The organism is Shewanella sp. FJAT-51649, assembly GCF_019457435.1.
Taxonomy (GTDB): Bacteria; Pseudomonadota; Gammaproteobacteria; order Enterobacterales; family Shewanellaceae; genus Shewanella; species Shewanella mangrovisoli.
The window spans coordinates 1,996,651-2,014,367 of record NZ_CP080411.1; the positions used below are offsets into that span (position 1 = coordinate 1,996,651).

Annotated in this window: 15 protein-coding genes and 1 pseudogene; 14 read left to right on the plus strand and 2 right to left on the minus strand. The window is 47.4% G+C overall.

Annotated features, from left to right (window positions below):
• Positions 1 to 119 precede the first annotated feature (119 nt).
• Positions 120 to 566, plus strand: a pseudogene (gene tnpA, locus K0H59_RS09005) (IS200/IS605 family transposase).
• Positions 567 to 977: 411 nt separating this feature from the next.
• A complete protein-coding gene (locus K0H59_RS09010) occupies positions 978 to 3,626 on the plus strand; it encodes a TonB-dependent receptor (RefSeq protein WP_220055291.1) in 2,649 nt (882 codons plus the stop codon).
• Between the two features lie 74 nt (positions 3,627 to 3,700).
• On the opposite strand, the gene K0H59_RS09015 is transcribed toward K0H59_RS09010, so the two are convergent.
• Both K0H59_RS09015 and K0H59_RS09020 read right to left on the minus strand, forming a co-directional pair.
• Entirely contained in the window at positions 3,701 to 4,060 is a 360-nt protein-coding gene (locus K0H59_RS09015) for a TraR/DksA C4-type zinc finger protein (RefSeq protein WP_011717378.1), read from the minus strand.
• Positions 4,061 to 4,223: 163 nt separating this feature from the next.
• Entirely contained in the window at positions 4,224 to 5,171 is a 948-nt protein-coding gene (locus tag K0H59_RS09020) for a tRNA-dihydrouridine synthase (RefSeq protein ID WP_220055292.1), read from the minus strand.
• 259 nt (positions 5,172 to 5,430) lie between these two features.
• Here K0H59_RS09020 and K0H59_RS09025 point away from each other — a divergent pair, with 259 nt between their 5' ends.
• From K0H59_RS09025 to adk, 12 genes are all read left to right on the plus strand, one after another.
• Positions 5,431 to 5,862, plus strand: coding sequence for a hypothetical protein (locus tag K0H59_RS09025; RefSeq protein ID WP_220055293.1), 432 nt, complete (start codon positions 5,431 to 5,433; stop codon positions 5,860 to 5,862).
• A 91-nt stretch (positions 5,863 to 5,953) separates the two neighbouring features.
• Positions 5,954 to 6,793 (plus strand): DUF692 domain-containing protein, encoded by an 840-nt coding sequence (locus K0H59_RS09030; protein WP_220055294.1) that lies wholly within the window; start codon positions 5,954 to 5,956, stop codon positions 6,791 to 6,793.
• A complete protein-coding gene (locus K0H59_RS09035; protein ID WP_220055295.1) occupies positions 6,793 to 7,533 on the plus strand; it encodes a DUF2063 domain-containing protein in 741 nt (246 codons plus the stop codon). The genes K0H59_RS09030 and K0H59_RS09035 overlap by 1 nt, the downstream gene beginning before the upstream one ends.
• A gap of 156 nt (positions 7,534 to 7,689) precedes the next feature.
• On the plus strand, positions 7,690 to 7,812 hold the full coding sequence (locus K0H59_RS21235) for a hypothetical protein (RefSeq protein ID WP_011623018.1): 123 nt from the start codon (positions 7,690 to 7,692) through the stop codon (positions 7,810 to 7,812).
• Between the two features lie 119 nt (positions 7,813 to 7,931).
• Complete coding sequence (locus tag K0H59_RS09040) at positions 7,932 to 8,300, plus strand: YbaN family protein (protein ID WP_220055296.1); 369 nt, start codon at positions 7,932 to 7,934, stop codon at positions 8,298 to 8,300.
• 471 nt (positions 8,301 to 8,771) lie between these two features.
• Positions 8,772 to 9,323, plus strand: a complete 552-nt coding sequence (gene apt / locus K0H59_RS09045; RefSeq protein WP_011623016.1) for an adenine phosphoribosyltransferase — start codon at positions 8,772 to 8,774, stop codon at positions 9,321 to 9,323.
• 129 nt (positions 9,324 to 9,452) lie between these two features.
• Positions 9,453 to 12,590, plus strand: coding sequence for a DNA polymerase III subunit gamma/tau (gene dnaX / locus K0H59_RS09050; protein WP_220055297.1), 3,138 nt, complete (start codon positions 9,453 to 9,455; stop codon positions 12,588 to 12,590).
• A gap of 169 nt (positions 12,591 to 12,759) precedes the next feature.
• On the plus strand, positions 12,760 to 13,089 hold the full coding sequence (locus K0H59_RS09055) for a YbaB/EbfC family nucleoid-associated protein (RefSeq protein ID WP_047540411.1): 330 nt from the start codon (positions 12,760 to 12,762) through the stop codon (positions 13,087 to 13,089).
• A gap of 12 nt (positions 13,090 to 13,101) precedes the next feature.
• Positions 13,102 to 13,701 (plus strand): recombination mediator RecR, encoded by a 600-nt coding sequence (gene recR, locus K0H59_RS09060; protein WP_023265729.1) that lies wholly within the window; start codon positions 13,102 to 13,104, stop codon positions 13,699 to 13,701.
• Positions 13,702 to 14,015: 314 nt separating this feature from the next.
• On the plus strand, positions 14,016 to 15,929 hold the full coding sequence (htpG, locus tag K0H59_RS09065; protein ID WP_220055298.1) for a molecular chaperone HtpG: 1,914 nt from the start codon (positions 14,016 to 14,018) through the stop codon (positions 15,927 to 15,929).
• Positions 15,930 to 16,046: 117 nt separating this feature from the next.
• Positions 16,047 to 16,910 (plus strand): tetratricopeptide repeat protein, encoded by an 864-nt coding sequence (locus K0H59_RS09070; RefSeq protein WP_088211351.1) that lies wholly within the window; start codon positions 16,047 to 16,049, stop codon positions 16,908 to 16,910.
• A gap of 141 nt (positions 16,911 to 17,051) precedes the next feature.
• Positions 17,052 to 17,696, plus strand: coding sequence for an adenylate kinase (gene adk / locus K0H59_RS09075; RefSeq protein ID WP_220055579.1), 645 nt, complete (start codon positions 17,052 to 17,054; stop codon positions 17,694 to 17,696).
• Positions 17,697 to 17,717: the final 21 nt, after the last annotated feature.

Genomic DNA, 17,717 nt, shown 5'->3' on the forward strand with positions numbered 1-17,717 from the left:
TTTATTGGCATTCTAAAACCACCTCCTCTGGTGATGATCAGTCATCTGAGCTTTGCCCGTAGAATGCCCATACTAAATTCTGCCTTTGTTTGTTATCAGCAAATGAATGAGTAAATAGCATGAGCAGATATGAGTTTTCATCGCACGTATTTTACCGTTGTCAGTATCACTTAGTGTGGACACCGAAGTACAGATACAAGATTCTAGAAGGAAACTTGGGTAAGGAGCTTTACTGAAGTATTTATGTTTATTGCAATATGAAGAGATGTACGGTGGTAGAACTAAATGTGCAAATGGACCATGTGGACTTGGTTGTAAGGACTCCACCAAGTCTAATCGTATCGGAATTGATGGTTTTTGTTAAAGACCGAACAGCAATCAGGCTGTTTGCAAAGTTTCCTTATTTAAAAAGGTAATGGCTTTGGGGGAATCACTTTTGGCAAAGGGGCTATTTTGTTGACTCAGTAGGAGCCAATGAGGATATTATCAGAAGATATATAAGGTATCAGGATAAAGCCGCAAAAGAGAAAGCCGAGAGAAAAATTGAGTTAGGATTGGAATATTAGTTTGTTAGCCCTCCTTCTATGGGGCTTTTTACTTATGTTTTGCCTATTACCATGTTGTCGACATATTACTATTAAAAATAAATTTATAGATTGATACATTTTGAATCGAATGAAGTTGATTGTTTTTTTAATTGTTTTTTGTAACCACTTATTATCAATTAACTCTATTTGTATCGCTATGAAAATAACCTTGCCATATCAAAGCGTTTTTATAACCATCTGATTTGCAACTGGTTAAGTGTGGATTGTTTTACTTTTTCTTCATGATACATGTATCAATTTGTTTTGTGATTGTTATTTTAGGTTGATGAAATTCATTGTTCTTAACAACATTGATACGTCAAGGAAGCTTGAGATTCAACAAAAAAACAACAAGTCGGGTTTAAAAAATTAAACCTCAAGGAGAGATATATGCATCATCTAACGTTAGCAGCTAAAGCCGTGCGCGCTAGTGTTATTACTATGGGTTCAGCGAGCGTTTTATTCTCTGGAATGTCTTTTTCTGCGGAGGAAAATACTAAAGTTGAGCGTATTGAAGTTACTGGTTCACGTATTAAACAGGTCGATATGGAAACTGTTTCGCCTGTGACAGTGATTAATGCCGCAGATATTGCTATGACGGGTGAGAAAACTGTAGCCGATGTGTTAAATAATTCGGCGATTAATAGTTTTGGCTCGTGGCGTGGTATTTCGGGATATGGTTCAGGGGCGAGTTCTACAAGCAACGTTAACCTTCGTGGTTTAGGCTCCTCGGCAACACTCGTGTTGCTTGATGGCCGTCGTATGCCGGGTACTAGTTCCAGCTCTGGCTCTGTAGCTGATACATCTTCTATCCCAATGGCAATCGTTGAGCGTATCGAAATTCTGCGTGATGGCGCTTCTGCTGTCTATGGTTCTGATGCAGTTGCGGGTGTAATTAATATTATTACGAAGAAAGAGTTTGATGGTCTGCAACTCGATTACAGCACAGAACAACCGAGTGTTGATGGTGGTGATGCAAATCGTTTATCGATTGCAACGGGTTATAACACAGATAAGGGGAATATCACGTTAACCTATGAATATTATGATACCAAAGCGGTAATGGATCGTGATATTTTGACGATGGATGATCCGAGTTATTCGGCCTACAGTGGTTTTAGCTCAGTGCCTAATGGTAGTTCGGCATCCGGTTGGTATAGTAATTCAGAAATCTGTGAGCAAACTGAAAATACTGTAGATACTACCGATGGTAATAATATTGGCCGCTGTTTATATAACCATGGCAATGTGACCAAATTATTTGGTGACCAAACACGTAATTCAATTTTGTCGAATTTTTCCTATGATATTTCCGATGGCATTCAATTTCGTGGCCGAACATCTGCCTCTTTGGCTGAAACTGAAACTCGATATGCCGGGACGCCAGTATCAACCAATTATCCAGTGATGAGTGCCGATAATAAATTTAATCCACTTGGTGAGGGTATGACTCTTTATATGCGCTCAGCTCAAATTGGTGAGCGCGATACTTTAACTGAAACCAATAATGTCGATATATTAGGCGGTTTTATTGGCGCCCTGGAATTAGGCAATGGAATCGATTGGGAATTAAATGCTCAGCATTCCCGCTCAACTACTAACTCTTTTAATTACAACTTGATTAACGATGAGATTGTCCAGCAAGGGATAGATTCTGAGCAGTATGACATTTTCAATACTTCTGGCATGAGCTATGAGCAATGGAACCAGCAAATGACAGAGCTGTATCGTAAAGCAGCTCATACTGGTGTGTATCAAGGTAAATTTGAAAGTACTCAAATCGACGGATTAGCCTCAACGCTACTACTTGATAATGGTAATGTTTCAGTTGCTATGGTGGGTGGACTTGAATATGAAATGATCAAGTTCAAGCAGACCAGTGATCCTGAATCGGCATCAGGCATTATTTCGGGTGGTTCAGGGGGAGATGACGTTGACGCTGAACGTGACCGCACCGCGGCTTATTTGGAATTCCAAGTCGGATTACCGGCCAATGTCGAGTTATCTGCTGCGGTTCGCTATGAGCGTTACGAGCAGGAAGGTTCGCTCACTGGTGCACAAGGGTCTGTGGTTAACTCTTCTACCTTCGATGCAGTGGTACCAAAGTTTGGCTTAAGTTGGCGACCAGTCGACAGTCTATTATTACGGGCAAGTTATGGCGATTCCTTCCGCGCACCTAATATGAGTGAGATGTTCTCTTCGCAATCCTTGAGCTTTGAAAAGAGTGTCGATTCGTTGTGGTGTAATCAACCCGGAAATGTGGATGCTGTGTATTGTGCAACCAATAATCAACATAAAACTTGGTATGGTGGTAATCCTAACCTTGAGGCCGAGGAGGGGAATTCACTCACTTTAGGTGGAGTCTGGAATGTCACTGATGATTGGAATATAGAGATGTCTTATTTTTCAATAACTTATGATAATAAAATTGAATCGGTTGATGTTGATGACATCCTGCGTGATGAAATCAAAAATGGCTCTTCACCCTACGTTCACCGTGGTGTAGATGGCAAGATTGAATATATTGAAGCGGGTGTACGTAATTTAGCCTCAGTAGAAACTTCGGGTATCGATTTTGTAACCGCCTACAACTTAGAAACCGCAATCGGTGATTTTAACTTCAAGATTGATCTGACCCATGTTCTTGACTTTAAAAAGCAAGATAATGCAGAAGCTGAGATGATTGATTACGCGGGCACGACAGATTCACCTGATTGGCGTGGTAATTTTGCAACTAGCTGGAAATATGAAGACTTTTCAGCGGCATGGACTGTGGTGTATATAGGTAGTCAATCTGCTGATTACTACAATACCTTGGAGGAGACTGATCGTTACGTCGATTATTCTAGCTACTTCAAGCACAATATCCAGTTTGCCTATCAGCACGCTTATAACGGTTCAATCACCGTTGGAGTGAATAATTTGTTTGATGCTGATGCGCCAAACTATTACACCTATGCAGATTATCGTGATGTAAACGTCGGCCTTTATGATGTGTTAGGTCGTACTTATTATCTGAGAATTAATCAGAAGTTTTAAGTTATCTCCCTTCCTGAATAACCCAAACCTCCGCTTGCGGAGGTTTTTTTGCCTGTGGAATATATCGATGTTGCTCAATGACTCAGCCGCAGCTCATGGCGATGCTCATGCTGATAATGCTCGGCGCAGCTGCTGCAACGTTGCTCAGTGGGATCTTGGGTCAAGCGCTCGGCTTCGATTTCGGTTTCGCAATCTGAGCATAGGCCATATAAGCCTAAGTCGAGTTGACAGAAGGCGGCATCGAGGCGGTTTAAACGACAAAATAGCGGATGTTCTGCGAGGTGACTCTGTGCCAGGCGGTCAATTAACTCGCCTAAGCTAAGATTGGCATAATGCGCCCCAAGTATTTCAATAAACTGAGGGAGCGCGCCGATTTCCTTCCTTAGATTAGCTTCAAGCTCTGACAATTCTTGTCTGATATGGGTGGTGCTCACGTAAAATCGCCTGTTTTATCTGACTCTGGACATTCAGTCTAATAGTTCCACTATCAACGACTATGATAAAGATCAAGTATCTGTCCGATTTGCAGGGATTTAGTGGTGTTTTAAATAAAATTTCACCACTTTCTCATGGGATTATCCTATGTGCTATCAGTGGCTATTCGCCTAGGCGTTGCTGCGCCTCTTCCAGCACTCGCACAATTTCCTCTGTGGTTTTATAGATGCGCAGCTCCCTAAACAGGGTGTCTGCCTCGGGGTATTGGCGATTCAAATAACTAAACCACTGCTTAATTCGCGCCGGATAATAATCACTCTTACGGCCGCTCAGTTCACGTTGGGTGTAGCTTAGCATCAAGCCTAAGGTGTCAGCCCAGCAGTAAGGCGCCGCGCCAGTCTTAATCGTGTCGGCAAGATTGGGTAGCGAAATGGCGCCGCGGCCTATCATAATGCTGTCGCAGCCCGTCACCGCAATGCAACGCTCGGCATCTTCGCGGTTCCAAATCTCACCATTAGCAATCACTGGAATGGGCAAACGCTCGCGCACTTCGGTGATGTATTCCCAGTAGGCGGGCGGTTTGTAACCATCGACCTTACTGCGTGCATGGATAGCCAGTTCTGTCGCGCCCGCTTCATACACGGCCAGCGCATTTTCCATAAACAGGGATTTGTCTTCGTAGCCTAACCGAATTTTCGCCGTCACTGGATGTTCGGCGGGCACAGCTTGGCGCATGGCGCGCACAATGTCGTGAATCGTATTAGGGTATTGCAGCAACACCGCGCCGCCATTGCTGCGGTTCACCATCTTAGCGGGGCAACCAAAGTTTGCATCGACGCCGTGGGAACCAAGCTCAATCGCGCGTATTGCGTTTTCGGCCATGCAGTTGGGCTCTTGCCCTAAAAGCTGTACACGAACTGGCGTGCCCGAGGGGGTAAAGCCGCCATTGAGCAGTTCGGGGCAGAGTTTGAGAAACACTTTTTCGGGTAAGAGTTGGTCAACCACGCGCACAAATTCGGTGACGAGCAAATCGTAGGGGTTAATTGAAGACAAAATATCTCGCATTAAGTCGTCAACCACGCCTTCCATCGGAGCCAAAATTACGCGCACTGCAACAAACCCATATCCAGTTTCAAAGGGCGTGCATTCTATCCTATTGGACTGAGGTTACAAAGCATTGCGAGGGAAGGGTAAGGGCTGTTATTGAGGATTTTTACGACTAAATTCTGTTTCCTATCAGCATATTTTGATTATTTCTGTGATTTGGTGATATTTTTTGAAATGAAACCGAGATGGGGCGGGTCTTTTGCAGTAAGCCAGCTACAACACTGTTGTTGGCCACCATTCATCAAATAAAAGGAAGAAATATATGAAGTCAGTTAAGCAAACAGCCGTTGCAGTGGCGTTAGGTACAGTGGTGGTCGGTTCTGCGTTCGTCGTGAATGCGCAAACCAACCCATTCGGATTTGAAACCATGGAAGCGGGTTATCAAATCGTCGGTTCAGAAGGTAAATGTGGCGAAGCTAAATGCGGCGGCGATATGAAAAAAGCTGCAGCCGAAAAAGCCAAAGAAGGTAAGTGTGGTGAAGGCAAGTGTGGTGGCGAGATGAAGAAAGCAACCGCTGATAAAGCCCATGAAGGCAAATGCGGTGAAGGTAAGTGTGGCGCCGATATGAAGAAAGCTGCTGCCGATAAAGCTCATGAAGGTAAGTGTGGTGAAGGCAAATGCGGTGGTGATATGAAAAAAGCCGCTGAAAAAGTCGAAGCTAAGGCCGACGCCGTCAAAAAAGAAATGAAATAAGCGCGAGTCGATACTATCGAGCTTCAATTCTACACTTGGCCAGCCTCTGCTGGCCTTTGTTTAGCGGCACGCCAGTAAAGAGGTTACAGCAATGCAAGAGAGTGGATTGGTTGGATTAGGCTTACGGCGTGAAATGCTCAGTGAGTTTTGCCAAGCGCTGCCAACGGCTATCGATTTTTTAGAGGTCGCCCCTGAAAACTGGATGACGCTCGGTGGAAAATATGGCAAGCAATTTAGGCAGCTTACTGAGCAACATACTTTTTTCTGCCATGGTCTGTCACTCTCTATCGGCAGTCCTGCCCCCCTAGATTTGGCGTTTGTTCGCCAAGTGAAGGCGTTTATGGATCTGCACCAAATTGAAGTCTATTCGGAGCATTTAAGTTATTGCTCGGGTGGCGGTCATTTATACGATCTTATGCCTATCCCCTTTACCGATGACGCAGTTAAGCATGTGGCGACGCGGGTAAAACAAGTGGAGGATATTTTAGAGCGGCCTTTGATCCTCGAGAATATTTCCTTTTATGCCGCGCCGAGCGCACAGATGAGTGAGCAGGCGTTTTTAACCGCAGTGTTAGAAGAGGCCGACTGTAAGCTACTGTTAGATGTGAATAATATCTATGTGAACTCGATAAATCATCAATACGATGCCGAGGCTTATTTAAAGGCCATGCCAACGGAGCGCATCGCCTATTTGCATATCGCAGGGCATTACCAACAGTCTGAAACCTTGCTGATCGACACCCATGGCAGCGCCATCAACGATCCGGTCTGGGCATTGTTGGATAAGTGCTATGCCCAGCATGGCGTCTTGCCGACGCTGCTCGAGCGTGATTTTAATCTGCCTGAAACGGTGCAGTTATTGGATGAGGTTAACCAAATCCATGCCTATCAAGCGCGGGCGAAAAATTGTTTAGATAAGAGGATTGCCTGATGGATTTTAAGCAAGTACAGCAATCCTTTATCGATTATATTCGCGATCCCCAAAAGCCTGTGCCGAGCGGTGTGCCCCTCGAGCGGATGCAGGTTTACCGAGAGTTGTTTTTTAATAATGTGATGGGCTTTGTCTCTAATGCTTTTCCCGTGCTCAAAAGTCTCTATAGCGATGTACAGTGGCAAGCCTTAGTGCAGGCTTTTTTCAGTGAACACGATTGTAAGTCCCCAATTTTTATTGATATTGCCGGAGAATTTTTACAATTCCTGCAATTTGAATATTCGCCAGCAGAAAGTGATCCGCCTTTTATGCTCGAGTTGGCGCACTATGAATGGCTCGAGCTGCGAGTGGCAACGGCGCTGCAAACGAGTGAGCAAGTTTTGCTATCCCAAGAGGATATTCTGCAACGTCATCTATGTTTAGCAACAACGGCCAGTGTGGCACAGTACCAGTATCCGGTGCAGCAGATCCGCCAAGATTTTCGTCCAACAGAGGCGCTGCCGCAGCCAGTGTTTTTTTGCCTCTATCAGGATGAAGCGGGTGAGGTGGTTTTTTTACAATTAACGCCATTAAGTGCGCAAGTGCTGGGATATTTGGCAGAGCAAGGCCAGAGTAGCCTCGATGAGATATTGAACTGGCTGCAAGGCATTTATCCGCAAATGCAACCGGATCTCTTAACCCAAGGTTGTATTCAGTTGCTCGAACAACTCGCCGTGAAAGGGATCGTGCGCGGGATTTAAGCGGTATGTTGCTAAAATCAGCAAAATAAATGCAATAACCTTACAGAAAAAGGGTTTTTGTTGATTTGACAAACCGCTACAATGGCGCCCGTTTTGTGATCTTAATCACTGTACGATTCCTGCGCACTTATCTTTGCACACATTTGAGGAGCTGTAATGAGCAGTCAGCCATTTAAAGACCCATTTAACTTTATGTATTTTATTGGTTTTATTTTAGTCTTACTGTTGCCGACGCTTCCAGCAAGCCTGACTTGGTTAAAGCAATTAGGCTTAATTTAAGCAGGTTTTAATCTCAAATTGAGTATACTACTGGCCACTCTTAGAGTGGCTTTTGTTTTTTAGGTTTGAGGCAGCGACATACTTTACTTATCCACAAACTATATGGTCATCTACAAACTATGATATTGAAACGCGGTTTGTTTTTATTGATAGGTTGCTTGGCGTTGGGCCTTGGACTGCTGGGTATGGTATTGCCTCTATTGCCGACAGTGCCGTTTATTCTATTGGCGGCTTTTTGTTTTGCCCGCTCAAGCGAGCGGTTACACCAGTGGTTGATGACACATCCTTGGTTTGCCGATGCGCTGACCCAATGGCAACAACACAGGGCGATGCGCCCCGGCCTTAAACGCCGAGCGATGTTGCTCACGGGACTCAGTTTTAGCGTTAGCATTCTGGTGGTCCCGATTATCTGGGTGAAGTTACTGCTGCTCACCATGGCGGCCGGATTACTCTGGTATCTTAAAACCATTCCTGAAATCGAATCCTAGCGTAGGGCGTGTTGATGTTTCGAGATTAAATTTTGTTCGTTCTGGCAAGCTTGTGCTCGCGAAACGAGGAATGACATGTAGTAATTCTACTCAAATGACGAGCGGCTCTTATGACAGAAAGTAAGAGCAAATGCTTGCCAGACGAACCCTTCGGGCAGCGTTTGGTTGACGTTTCTGCTGCGTTATTGTCCGTTTATGTAGAATAACTACACAGCACGGACTTTGCCTTGCATAAACGCCAGCCAAATAGCTGCAAAAATAACCCTGAAACGTCCACACACCCTATGGAAGCACATTTGATCTAAGGCACAAATTGGTAACCAATTCGTCACTTGAATACGCTGCTTATTGCAACTCAAACCAAAGCGGCATAAGCTTTGTGCGAATTATTAAAGCTCGTCCACACTCGCTGTGGACGTTTTGTTTTTACCGCCAGCAGTTACGCGTGGCGAAACGATTAAGTTAAATTAAATGGCTATGAATACAGAAACCTTATCCTTGATAAAGCAAAGCATTAAAACGATTCCTAATTATCCTAAGGAAGGGATTCTATTTCGCGATGTGACCAGTCTGCTGGAAAATGCCGCGGCCTATAAAGCGACTATCGATTTATTAGTTGAGCAATATCGCAATAAAGGCTTTACCAAGATAGTGGGCACCGAAGCCCGTGGTTTCTTGTTTGGTGCGCCTTTAGCACTGGAATTAGGCATTGGTTTTGTGCCTGTACGTAAGCCAGGTAAGTTACCACGTGCGACCATTAGCCAAAGCTATGAGCTGGAATATGGCCACGATAGCCTTGAAATCCATACCGATGCGATTACCGCGAATGACAAAGTATTGGTGGTTGACGATTTGCTAGCTACCGGCGGCACTATCGAAGCCACAGTCAAACTTATCCGCCAACTGGGTGGGGAAGTGCAAGATGCGGCCTTTGTGATTTCATTACCCGATCTCGGTGGCGAAGCCCGTTTAACTGCCTTAGGTCTTGAGTTGGTTAAACTTTGTGAGTTTGAAGGCGAATAATTCTTCAGCCAAAGGCGCCTAGGGATAGTTTAATGGCATGTCGTTAATTGACATGTTATCTTGCAACTATCTCGGGGCGCGATCCCCTTTTTTGTACCAACATTCTTGTCATGCACATTGGGGAGTTCCATGTCATATCAGGTGTTAGCCAGAAAATGGCGCCCTGCCACATTCGAACAGATGGTCGGCCAAAGCCACGTGTTGCACGCGCTCACGAATGCGTTAACGCAACAACGTTTACACCATGCTTATCTTTTTACGGGTACTCGCGGTGTGGGCAAGACCAGTTTGGCGCGCCTCTTCGCCAAAGGCCTCAACTGTGAAAAGGGCGTAACGGCTTCCCCCTGTGGTGTGTGTGGCAGCTGTGTCGAAATTGCCCAAGGCCGCTTTGTTGACTTGATCGAAGTCGATGCCGCTTCGCGCACTAAAGTCGATGACACCCGTGAACTCTTAGATAATGTGCAATATCGTCCGACCCGTGGCCGTTTTAAGGTCTACCTGATTGACGAAGTACACATGCTCTCCCGCAGCAGTTTTAATGCGCTGCTAAAAACCCTCGAAGAACCACCAGAGCATGTGAAATTTTTACTGGCGACGACCGATCCGCAAAAGCTGCCAGTGACTGTGTTATCTCGCTGCCTGCAATTTAATTTAAAGAGCTTAACCCAGCAGGAAATTGGTACTCAGCTACAGCATATTTTAACCCAAGAGCAATTGCCCTTTGAGCACGAAGCCTTAACCCTGCTCGCCAAAGCGGCCAATGGCAGTATGCGTGATGCCTTAAGTTTGACCGATCAGGCCATTGCCTTCGGTGGTGGCACTGTGATGCTCAATCAAGTGCAATCTATGCTGGGCAGCATCGATGAGCAGCATGTGCTGCGCTTACTCGAAGCCTTAACCGATGCCGATATTGGCGTTTTAATGCAAAGCTGCGCACAGGTGCTCGCCTATGGCGCGGACGCCCAAGAAGTGCTGCGCAGTTTACTGGAATTATTGCATCAAATTACCCTGACGCAATTTGCACCTGCTGCGGCGCAGCAATCCCTTTATAGCGCGCAAATTCAAGCTTTTGCCGAGCAGTTAGCGCCGGAACAAGTGCAGTTGTATTACCAGATTTTACTGACTGGCCGTAAAGACTTACCCCATGCGCCGGATCCTAAATCGGGCCTCGAAATGGCACTGCTCCGAGCGGTGGCATTTGTTCCCGAAAAGCCCGTGAAACGTTGGCAGGTCGAAGACGCTGCTAAGGTGAGTTTGCCAGCTCAGCAGCCAATGTCTGCGACGCCCGCATCAAATATGCCTGCGGTTGAACAGGCCGTTAATCAGGCAGTGGCTGAAAAAAAAACTCTGCTAACCGCTGAGCGTGACTCACAGGCTCTGCCACAGGCTACAATGTCTGAGCCTATGGCTGAGAGTGAGAACGCTACAGCTTCGCAACAAGCCTTATCTGCTGAGGATATGTTAGCTGTCGATGATGCGATTGATGATGAGGCTGAACTGAATGCCGCATTAATTGCCGAGCAGCAAGTGATCTTAAGCCAAGCCGAAAGCCAAGGCTTTGGTGCAAGTGCAGCATCGAGTACTGAGGCCGTCTCAATTTCAGAATCAAGTCTTGATTCAAAAACTGATGCAAGCCCTGACTCAAGCGCTGAGTCGAGCTCAGTTTCTACGCCTGCATCGAACATTGATGCCGAGCATAATCAAGCTGCAACAGTAGATACTGCTAGCGTTGAGCAGAAGCCTTCTCCAGCGACATTAACAGAACCCGTAGCCTTATCTCTTGATGATATCGAGGAAAAAACTCAAGCGAGTGTTAACGAGAATGTTGATGCGGTAGCGCCGGACGAGTATTCCGCTGAGGATTACGGTCAATACGATTATGCCGCCGCGCCGCTCGATGCCTATCAGGATGATTATTCACAATTTATGGCTGAGGAGCAGGGCGGATTCTCTGGCTTGGAAGAGAGTTCGTTTAATCGCGACAGTGCTCAGTCTATCGGTCATAGGGATGTTGTGCATGAGTCTGCTGTGGCCCTCCAATCGCAGTCTATTGGCGAAAGCCTAGCTTCAACAACCTCTCAGGCTTCAACACCTCCAGCTTCAACTACAGTGTCCCTCGAGGATGACGATATTTTATCGGCGGTATTAGCGGCGCGTGACTCCTTGTTATCCGATCTTGATGCACTCAGCACCAAGGAAGGTGATGGAAAAAAGCCAGCAGCGGAAGTTAAGCTTAAAACTCCGAGCCAGAGTGCGCATACCGCGCCAGTCTCTCATGTGACTTCACAAAACACGTCTTCAGTTGATGCATCTATCGAGCCGCAAGTGGTTAGTCACGCGTCCGATAACGACTTTGAGCTACCCTTTGACGATGATTTCGAGGCCGAGCTCCATCTTGACTCACAATCAAATGTCACGCCAACTCAGCCGTTTGACCCGAACGATCGCCCTCCATGGGAAGAGGCGCCCGTCGCGACAATGGATGATGCCAACGCATCGGCTGCAAGTGCTAACCTACAGCGTGAAACCGCTGTTGTGCCGCAAACAACTGTTGATGATTTAGGCGCTGCGACCGTCGCCGCTCAAATATCGCCAACGGATAGCGAGGCGACACTGGTTGGGCAAGAGGCTGTGCAAGAGAGCGAGTCAGCTGCGCAAAGCCCTGAGATGAATACGGCGCCGCAGCCGCCTCAGGCACTTACACCACAACTAACGCAGCAACAAATACAGCAACCGACTCAGCCACAAGATGCGGTGCAGTCACAGTCAAGCGAGACGGTACAACCAACGTCATCCACCGCATTAGCGCTGGCGCAATCGATTACCGGTCATCCCTTAGACTTGCACTGGTACAAGCTCATGGCGAGCCTAGAGATTGGCGGCCGTGTGCGTCAGTTGGCGGTAAACTCGATTTGTCAGCTGCAGGCTAATCCTTTGCCGTTGCTGCTAAAACCCGACCAGAAACACTTGGCGGCGCCCGTGGCGATTGAGCAGCTCGAGCAGGCACTGACAGCCGCATTGGGGAACCCGAGGCAGGTTGAGGTGGTCATAGGAACTGATCCCGCGCGGGAAACCCCCTTAGAGATGCGCAAACGTTTTCACCAAGAGTTACTGCAGCAGGCACGCCAATCGCTGATGATGGACGATAATGTGCAATGGCTGATTAACCGCTTTGGCGCCGAGCTGGATCAGGATACCTTACTCTATCCGCCAGAATTGCTAGCCCAGCGTAGCGGACTTATCCCCGCACTGCCTGAGCCCGAGTAATATTTCCTCTGTGCATATGCTGCGTGGAGTGGCAGAGTTTGTTAAAAACTCACTATCAAGATCATAAGTTTAGTGATGGGATATCGGCATTGATTGCCAATCCCATTTATTTCAGTAAGATTAGCCAGCTTAAAAGCTTGCGACTCACCCTAATAGAAGAGAAATGACTATGTTTGGAAAAGGCGGTATGGGCAATCTGATGAAACAAGCCCAGATGATGCAAGAAAGAATGGCAAAAATGCAGGAAGAAATTGCCCGCATGGAAATGGTCGGTGAATCAGGTGCTGGCTTGGTTAAAGTGACCATGACTGGCTCACACACAGTACGTAAAGTCGAAATCGATCCAAGCTTGATGGAAGACGATAAAGAGATGTTAGAAGATTTGATTGCCGCAGCGTGTAACGATGCCGCGCGTCGTATCGAAGAAAACCAGAAAGCCAAAATGGCCGAAGTGACTGGCGGTATGCAATTACCACCAGGCATGAAAATGCCATTTTAATTGAGATAGACAATGAAATTTAGTCCCCTGCTTGACGAGTTAATTCAGTCCCTGCGGTGTTTGCCAGGGGTTGGGCCGAAATCGGCTCAACGTATGGCGTTTCAATTGCTTGAGCGCGATAGAAAAGCTGGGCTTAAATTAGCCTCTGCACTGTCGAGTGCCATGAGCGATATCGGTCATTGTCAGTCTTGCCGAACCTACACTGAAGAAAGCCTCTGTCCGATTTGTGCTAGCCATAAACGCGGCTCCTCGTCGACGATTTGTGTAGTCGAAACGCCGGCCGATGTGTTAGCCATTGAAGCGGGTGGACATTTTACCGGTCGCTATTTTGTATTGCTGGGCCATTTATCGCCACTCGATGGGGTGGGACCTGAGGAGTTAGGCTTGGCGCTATTAGAGCGTCACTTAGCCTCGGGCGATGTTGCCGAACTTATCCTCGCGACCAATCCCACGGTTGAAGGTGAGGCCACCGCCCACTTTATTGCCGATATGGCACGGCGCCACAAAGTGGTGATCAGCCGTATCGCCCACGGCGTTCCCGTGGGGGGCGAGCTGGAATATGTCGACAGTACCACCTTAGCGCTGTCTTTCAATGGGCGTATCCCGCTGTAGCGTGCGATGGCCTAAAGAGAAAACCCGCCAGCCCAGTGCTTGCGGGTTTTTATTTTATGGGCGCAGGATGATGTGATTAAAGAGTATTGTGCAGATGATCTTAGTGTTCTTGTTTCCCGCGTTAGCCTCCCTCATTTACGACGGACTCCACAAATATCTGGGTTATAGGCCGTATTTTCGCCCCAGATTGCCTTATTTTTCGCCATTTGATCTGTGATTTTATCTCCCCCCTTGAAAAGTGGATTTACAGCCCCATTTTATTAATTACTAAGCGTTTGCTTTAACCAAATTGCGTAACAAATAAGGAAAATTTCATGTCACAACAAGAAACTCATGGTTTTCAAACTGAAGTCAAACAGCTGTTGCATTTGATGATCCATTCTTTGTATTCCAACAAAGAAATTTTCTTGCGTGAACTGGTCTCCAATGCTGCGGATGCGGCCGATAAGCTGCGTTACCTTGCGTTGACCAACGACGCACTATACGAAGGTGACGGTGAGCTACGTGTGCGTATCAGCGCAGACAAAGAAAAAGGCACTGTAACCATCGAAGACAACGGTGTGGGTATGACCCGCGATGGCGTGATTGAGCATTTAGGCACGATCGCGAAATCGGGCACCGCTGAATTCTTTAAAAACCTCTCTGGCGAAGCCTCAAAGGATTCGCAGCTTATTGGTCAATTCGGTGTGGGCTTCTATTCTGCCTTTATCGTGGCGAAAAAAGTCACTGTACGCACCCGTGCGGCAGGCCATAAGGCCAATGAAGCCGTATTATGGGAATCGGAAGGTGAGGGCAGCTTCACTGTCGATACCATCACTAAGGCGAGCCGTGGTACCGAGATTACCCTGCACCTGCGTGATGAAGAGAAAGAGTTTGCCGATGAGTGGCGCCTACGCTCCATTATCACCAAATACTCAGACCATATCTCTGTACCAGTTGAAATGTGGCAGGAAGGCACCCCTGAGCGCGATGGCCCTGACGGTGAAAAAATCCCTGCAACCGAAGGTTACTGGAAGGTCATGAACAAGGCGACTGCGCTGTGGATGCGCAACAAGTCTGAGATCAGTGACGAAGAGTACCAAGAATTTTATAAGCACATTTCCCACGACTACACAGACGCACTGCTGTGGAGCCATAACCGCGTTGAAGGTAAACAGGAATACACTAACCTGTTGTATATCCCTTCAAAAGCGCCATGGGATCTGTGGAACCGCGACCGTAAGCATGGCCTGAAACTCTTTGTTCAGCGCGTGTTTATTATGGATGACGCCGAGCAGTTTATGCCATCTTACCTGCGCTTTGTGCAGGGTTTGATTGACTCAAACGATCTGCCGCTAAACGTGTCACGCGAGATATTACAGGACAACCACATCACCAAAGCGATGCGCACCGGTATCACTAAGCGCGTGCTGGGCATGTTGGAAAAACTGGCAAAAGACGATGCGGAAAAATACCAACAATTCTGGGCCGAATTTGGCCAAGTGTTGAAGGAAGGCCCAGCGGAAGACTTTGCAAACCGTGAGCGTATTGCAGGCTTACTGCGTTTTGCGTCTACCCATACGGGCAGCGCGGCACCGACTGTGTCACTCGATGATTACATTAGCCGCATGAAGGAAGGCCAAACCAAGATTTACTATATCGTTGCCGACAGCCACGAAGCCGCCGCCAACAGCCCGCACTTAGAACTGCTGCGTAAGAAAGGCATCGAAGTGTTGCTGATGTCAGAACGTATCGACGAGTGGTTAATCAATCACTTAACCGAATACAAAGAGAAGCAACTGCATTCAGTGACCCGTGGCGAGCTGGAATTAGGTGAGCTGGAAGATGCGGCCGAGAAGGAAGCGCAGGAGAAACTTGCCGAAGAGTCTGCACCTTTGGTTGAACGCATCAAGGCGGCATTAGGCGCCAGCGTGGCCGATGTGAAAGTCACTTCACGCTTAACCGACACCCCAGCCTGTGTGGTGACGGGGGAAGGTGAGATGTCGAGCCAGATGATCAAACTGATGCAAGCTGCAGGTCAGCCAGTGCCAGAGGTCAAGCCGACGTTTGAGGTAAACCCAGCGCATCCATTAGTGTCGCGCTTAAACGATCTTCAAGATGAAGCCGCCTTCGCCGATTGGTCGAATCTGTTATTGCAACAGGCGCAATTGTCGGAGAAGGGCAGCTTAGCCGATCCATCGGCCTTTATTAAGCTGATGAACCAAATGCTATTGGCGAACCTGAAGTAAGACATTCGGGGCACTTGAGTCGAGACACAAGTGCCCCGATTCCGTTTTAGGCACCGCAAAGAGCATTATCCTAGGGCATTTCTCTACAGAGGTGCCAGTTTGGGAGTAAGGAAAACCATGGACAATATCCTCGATCTAACGAAAGACAATATTCAGCAAGTGGTTGATGCTTCGATGCAGCAACTGGTGGTGATGGTGTTTTGGGCCCAGCCACAGCCGCAGAGTGTTGCCATGGTGCAAACACTCGAGCAGCTTGCCGCGCAGCATGCTGGTCGTTTTGTGCTGGCGAAAGTGAACTGCGAAACCGAGCTGGAAATCGCTAACTATTTCCGCATTCAAGCACTGCCGACTACCTTAGTGCTCGATAAGGGCCAGCCAATAGATGGCTTTGCGGGCATGCAAGAGGCGGTGCAGGTGAGCGCCATGCTAGAGAAACACTTGCCACCCTTATGGCAATTACAGCTTGAGCAAGCCAAAGCCCTATTAGCCTTAAGCCAAGTATCGGCGGAGGATTTATCCACGGCGGCCGTGTTACTGAAAGAGGCTTATAGCGCCTCAAATCAGGCGGCCGAGGTGAGTTTAGTGCTTGCCGATGTGTACTTGATGCAGGGTGAACTCGCCCAAGCGCAGCTGCTACTCGAGCAGATTGGCCTTGCCGACCAAGACGGTTATTACCAGAGCTTAAAGGCGAAATTAACCCTTGCTTTGGATGCGGCGGACACGCCAGAAATTCGTGATTTGCAGCAGAAGTTCGAGCATAATCCGCAGGATTTAGTGTTATTACTCGAACTTTGTAAGGCCTTGCATTCGGCCCACCGAGACGAAGAAGCGCTTGCACATTTATACAGTGTGTTATCTAAGGATTTAACCGCTGAAAATGGCAAAGTAAAACAAGTCTTTATGGAGATTTTAACGGCGCTTGGGCAAGGGAATAGTCTGGCGAATCAGTACCGCCGTAAGCTCTATACCTTGCTCTATTAAGGATTAAATTAGCTGCAAAACTGCGATTTATTTACGGTTTCTGAGGCTAAAGTCGAAGCTAAAAGCCTTCTCAATGGCGGCCAGATGTGCGAAGATCGCCGCCCTAAGAAGAATATCAATGCGAAAAAGAGGACTCTTGAGATGCGCATTATCCTATTGGGCGCCCCAGGTGCCGGTAAAGGTACCCAGGCCCAGTTCATTATGGAACAGTATGGTATCCCACAAATTTCTACTGGCGACATGTTACGTGCTGCCGTTAAAGCCGGTACTCCGCTGGGTTTAGAAGCGAAGAAAGTGATGGATGCAGGCCAACTGGTTTCTGATGATCTGATCATTGGACTGGTTAAAGAGCGTATCGCACAGGGCGACTGTGTTAAAGGTTTCCTGTTAGACGGTTTCCCACGCACTATCCCACAAGCGGATGCGATGGCGGCAAACGGTATCAGCATTGATCACGTGATCGAAATCGATGTGCCAGACGAAGAAATCGTTAAGCGCATGAGCGGTCGTCGCGTTCACCCAGGTTCTGGCCGTGTTTACCACGTGGTATTCAATCCACCTAAAGTGGAAGGCAAGGATGATGTGACTGGCGAAGACTTAGCGATTCGTCCAGATGACGAAGAAGCCACAGTGCGTAAGCGTTTAGGCATTTACCACGAGCAAACTAAGCCATTGGTTGAATACTATGGCAAAGTGGCTGCGGCGGGTAACACTCAATACCACAAGTTTGATGGTACTCAGTCGGTAGCGGCTGTGAGTGCACAGTTAGCCAGCGTGCTGAAATAAGCATCATTCGCTAAATTCGAG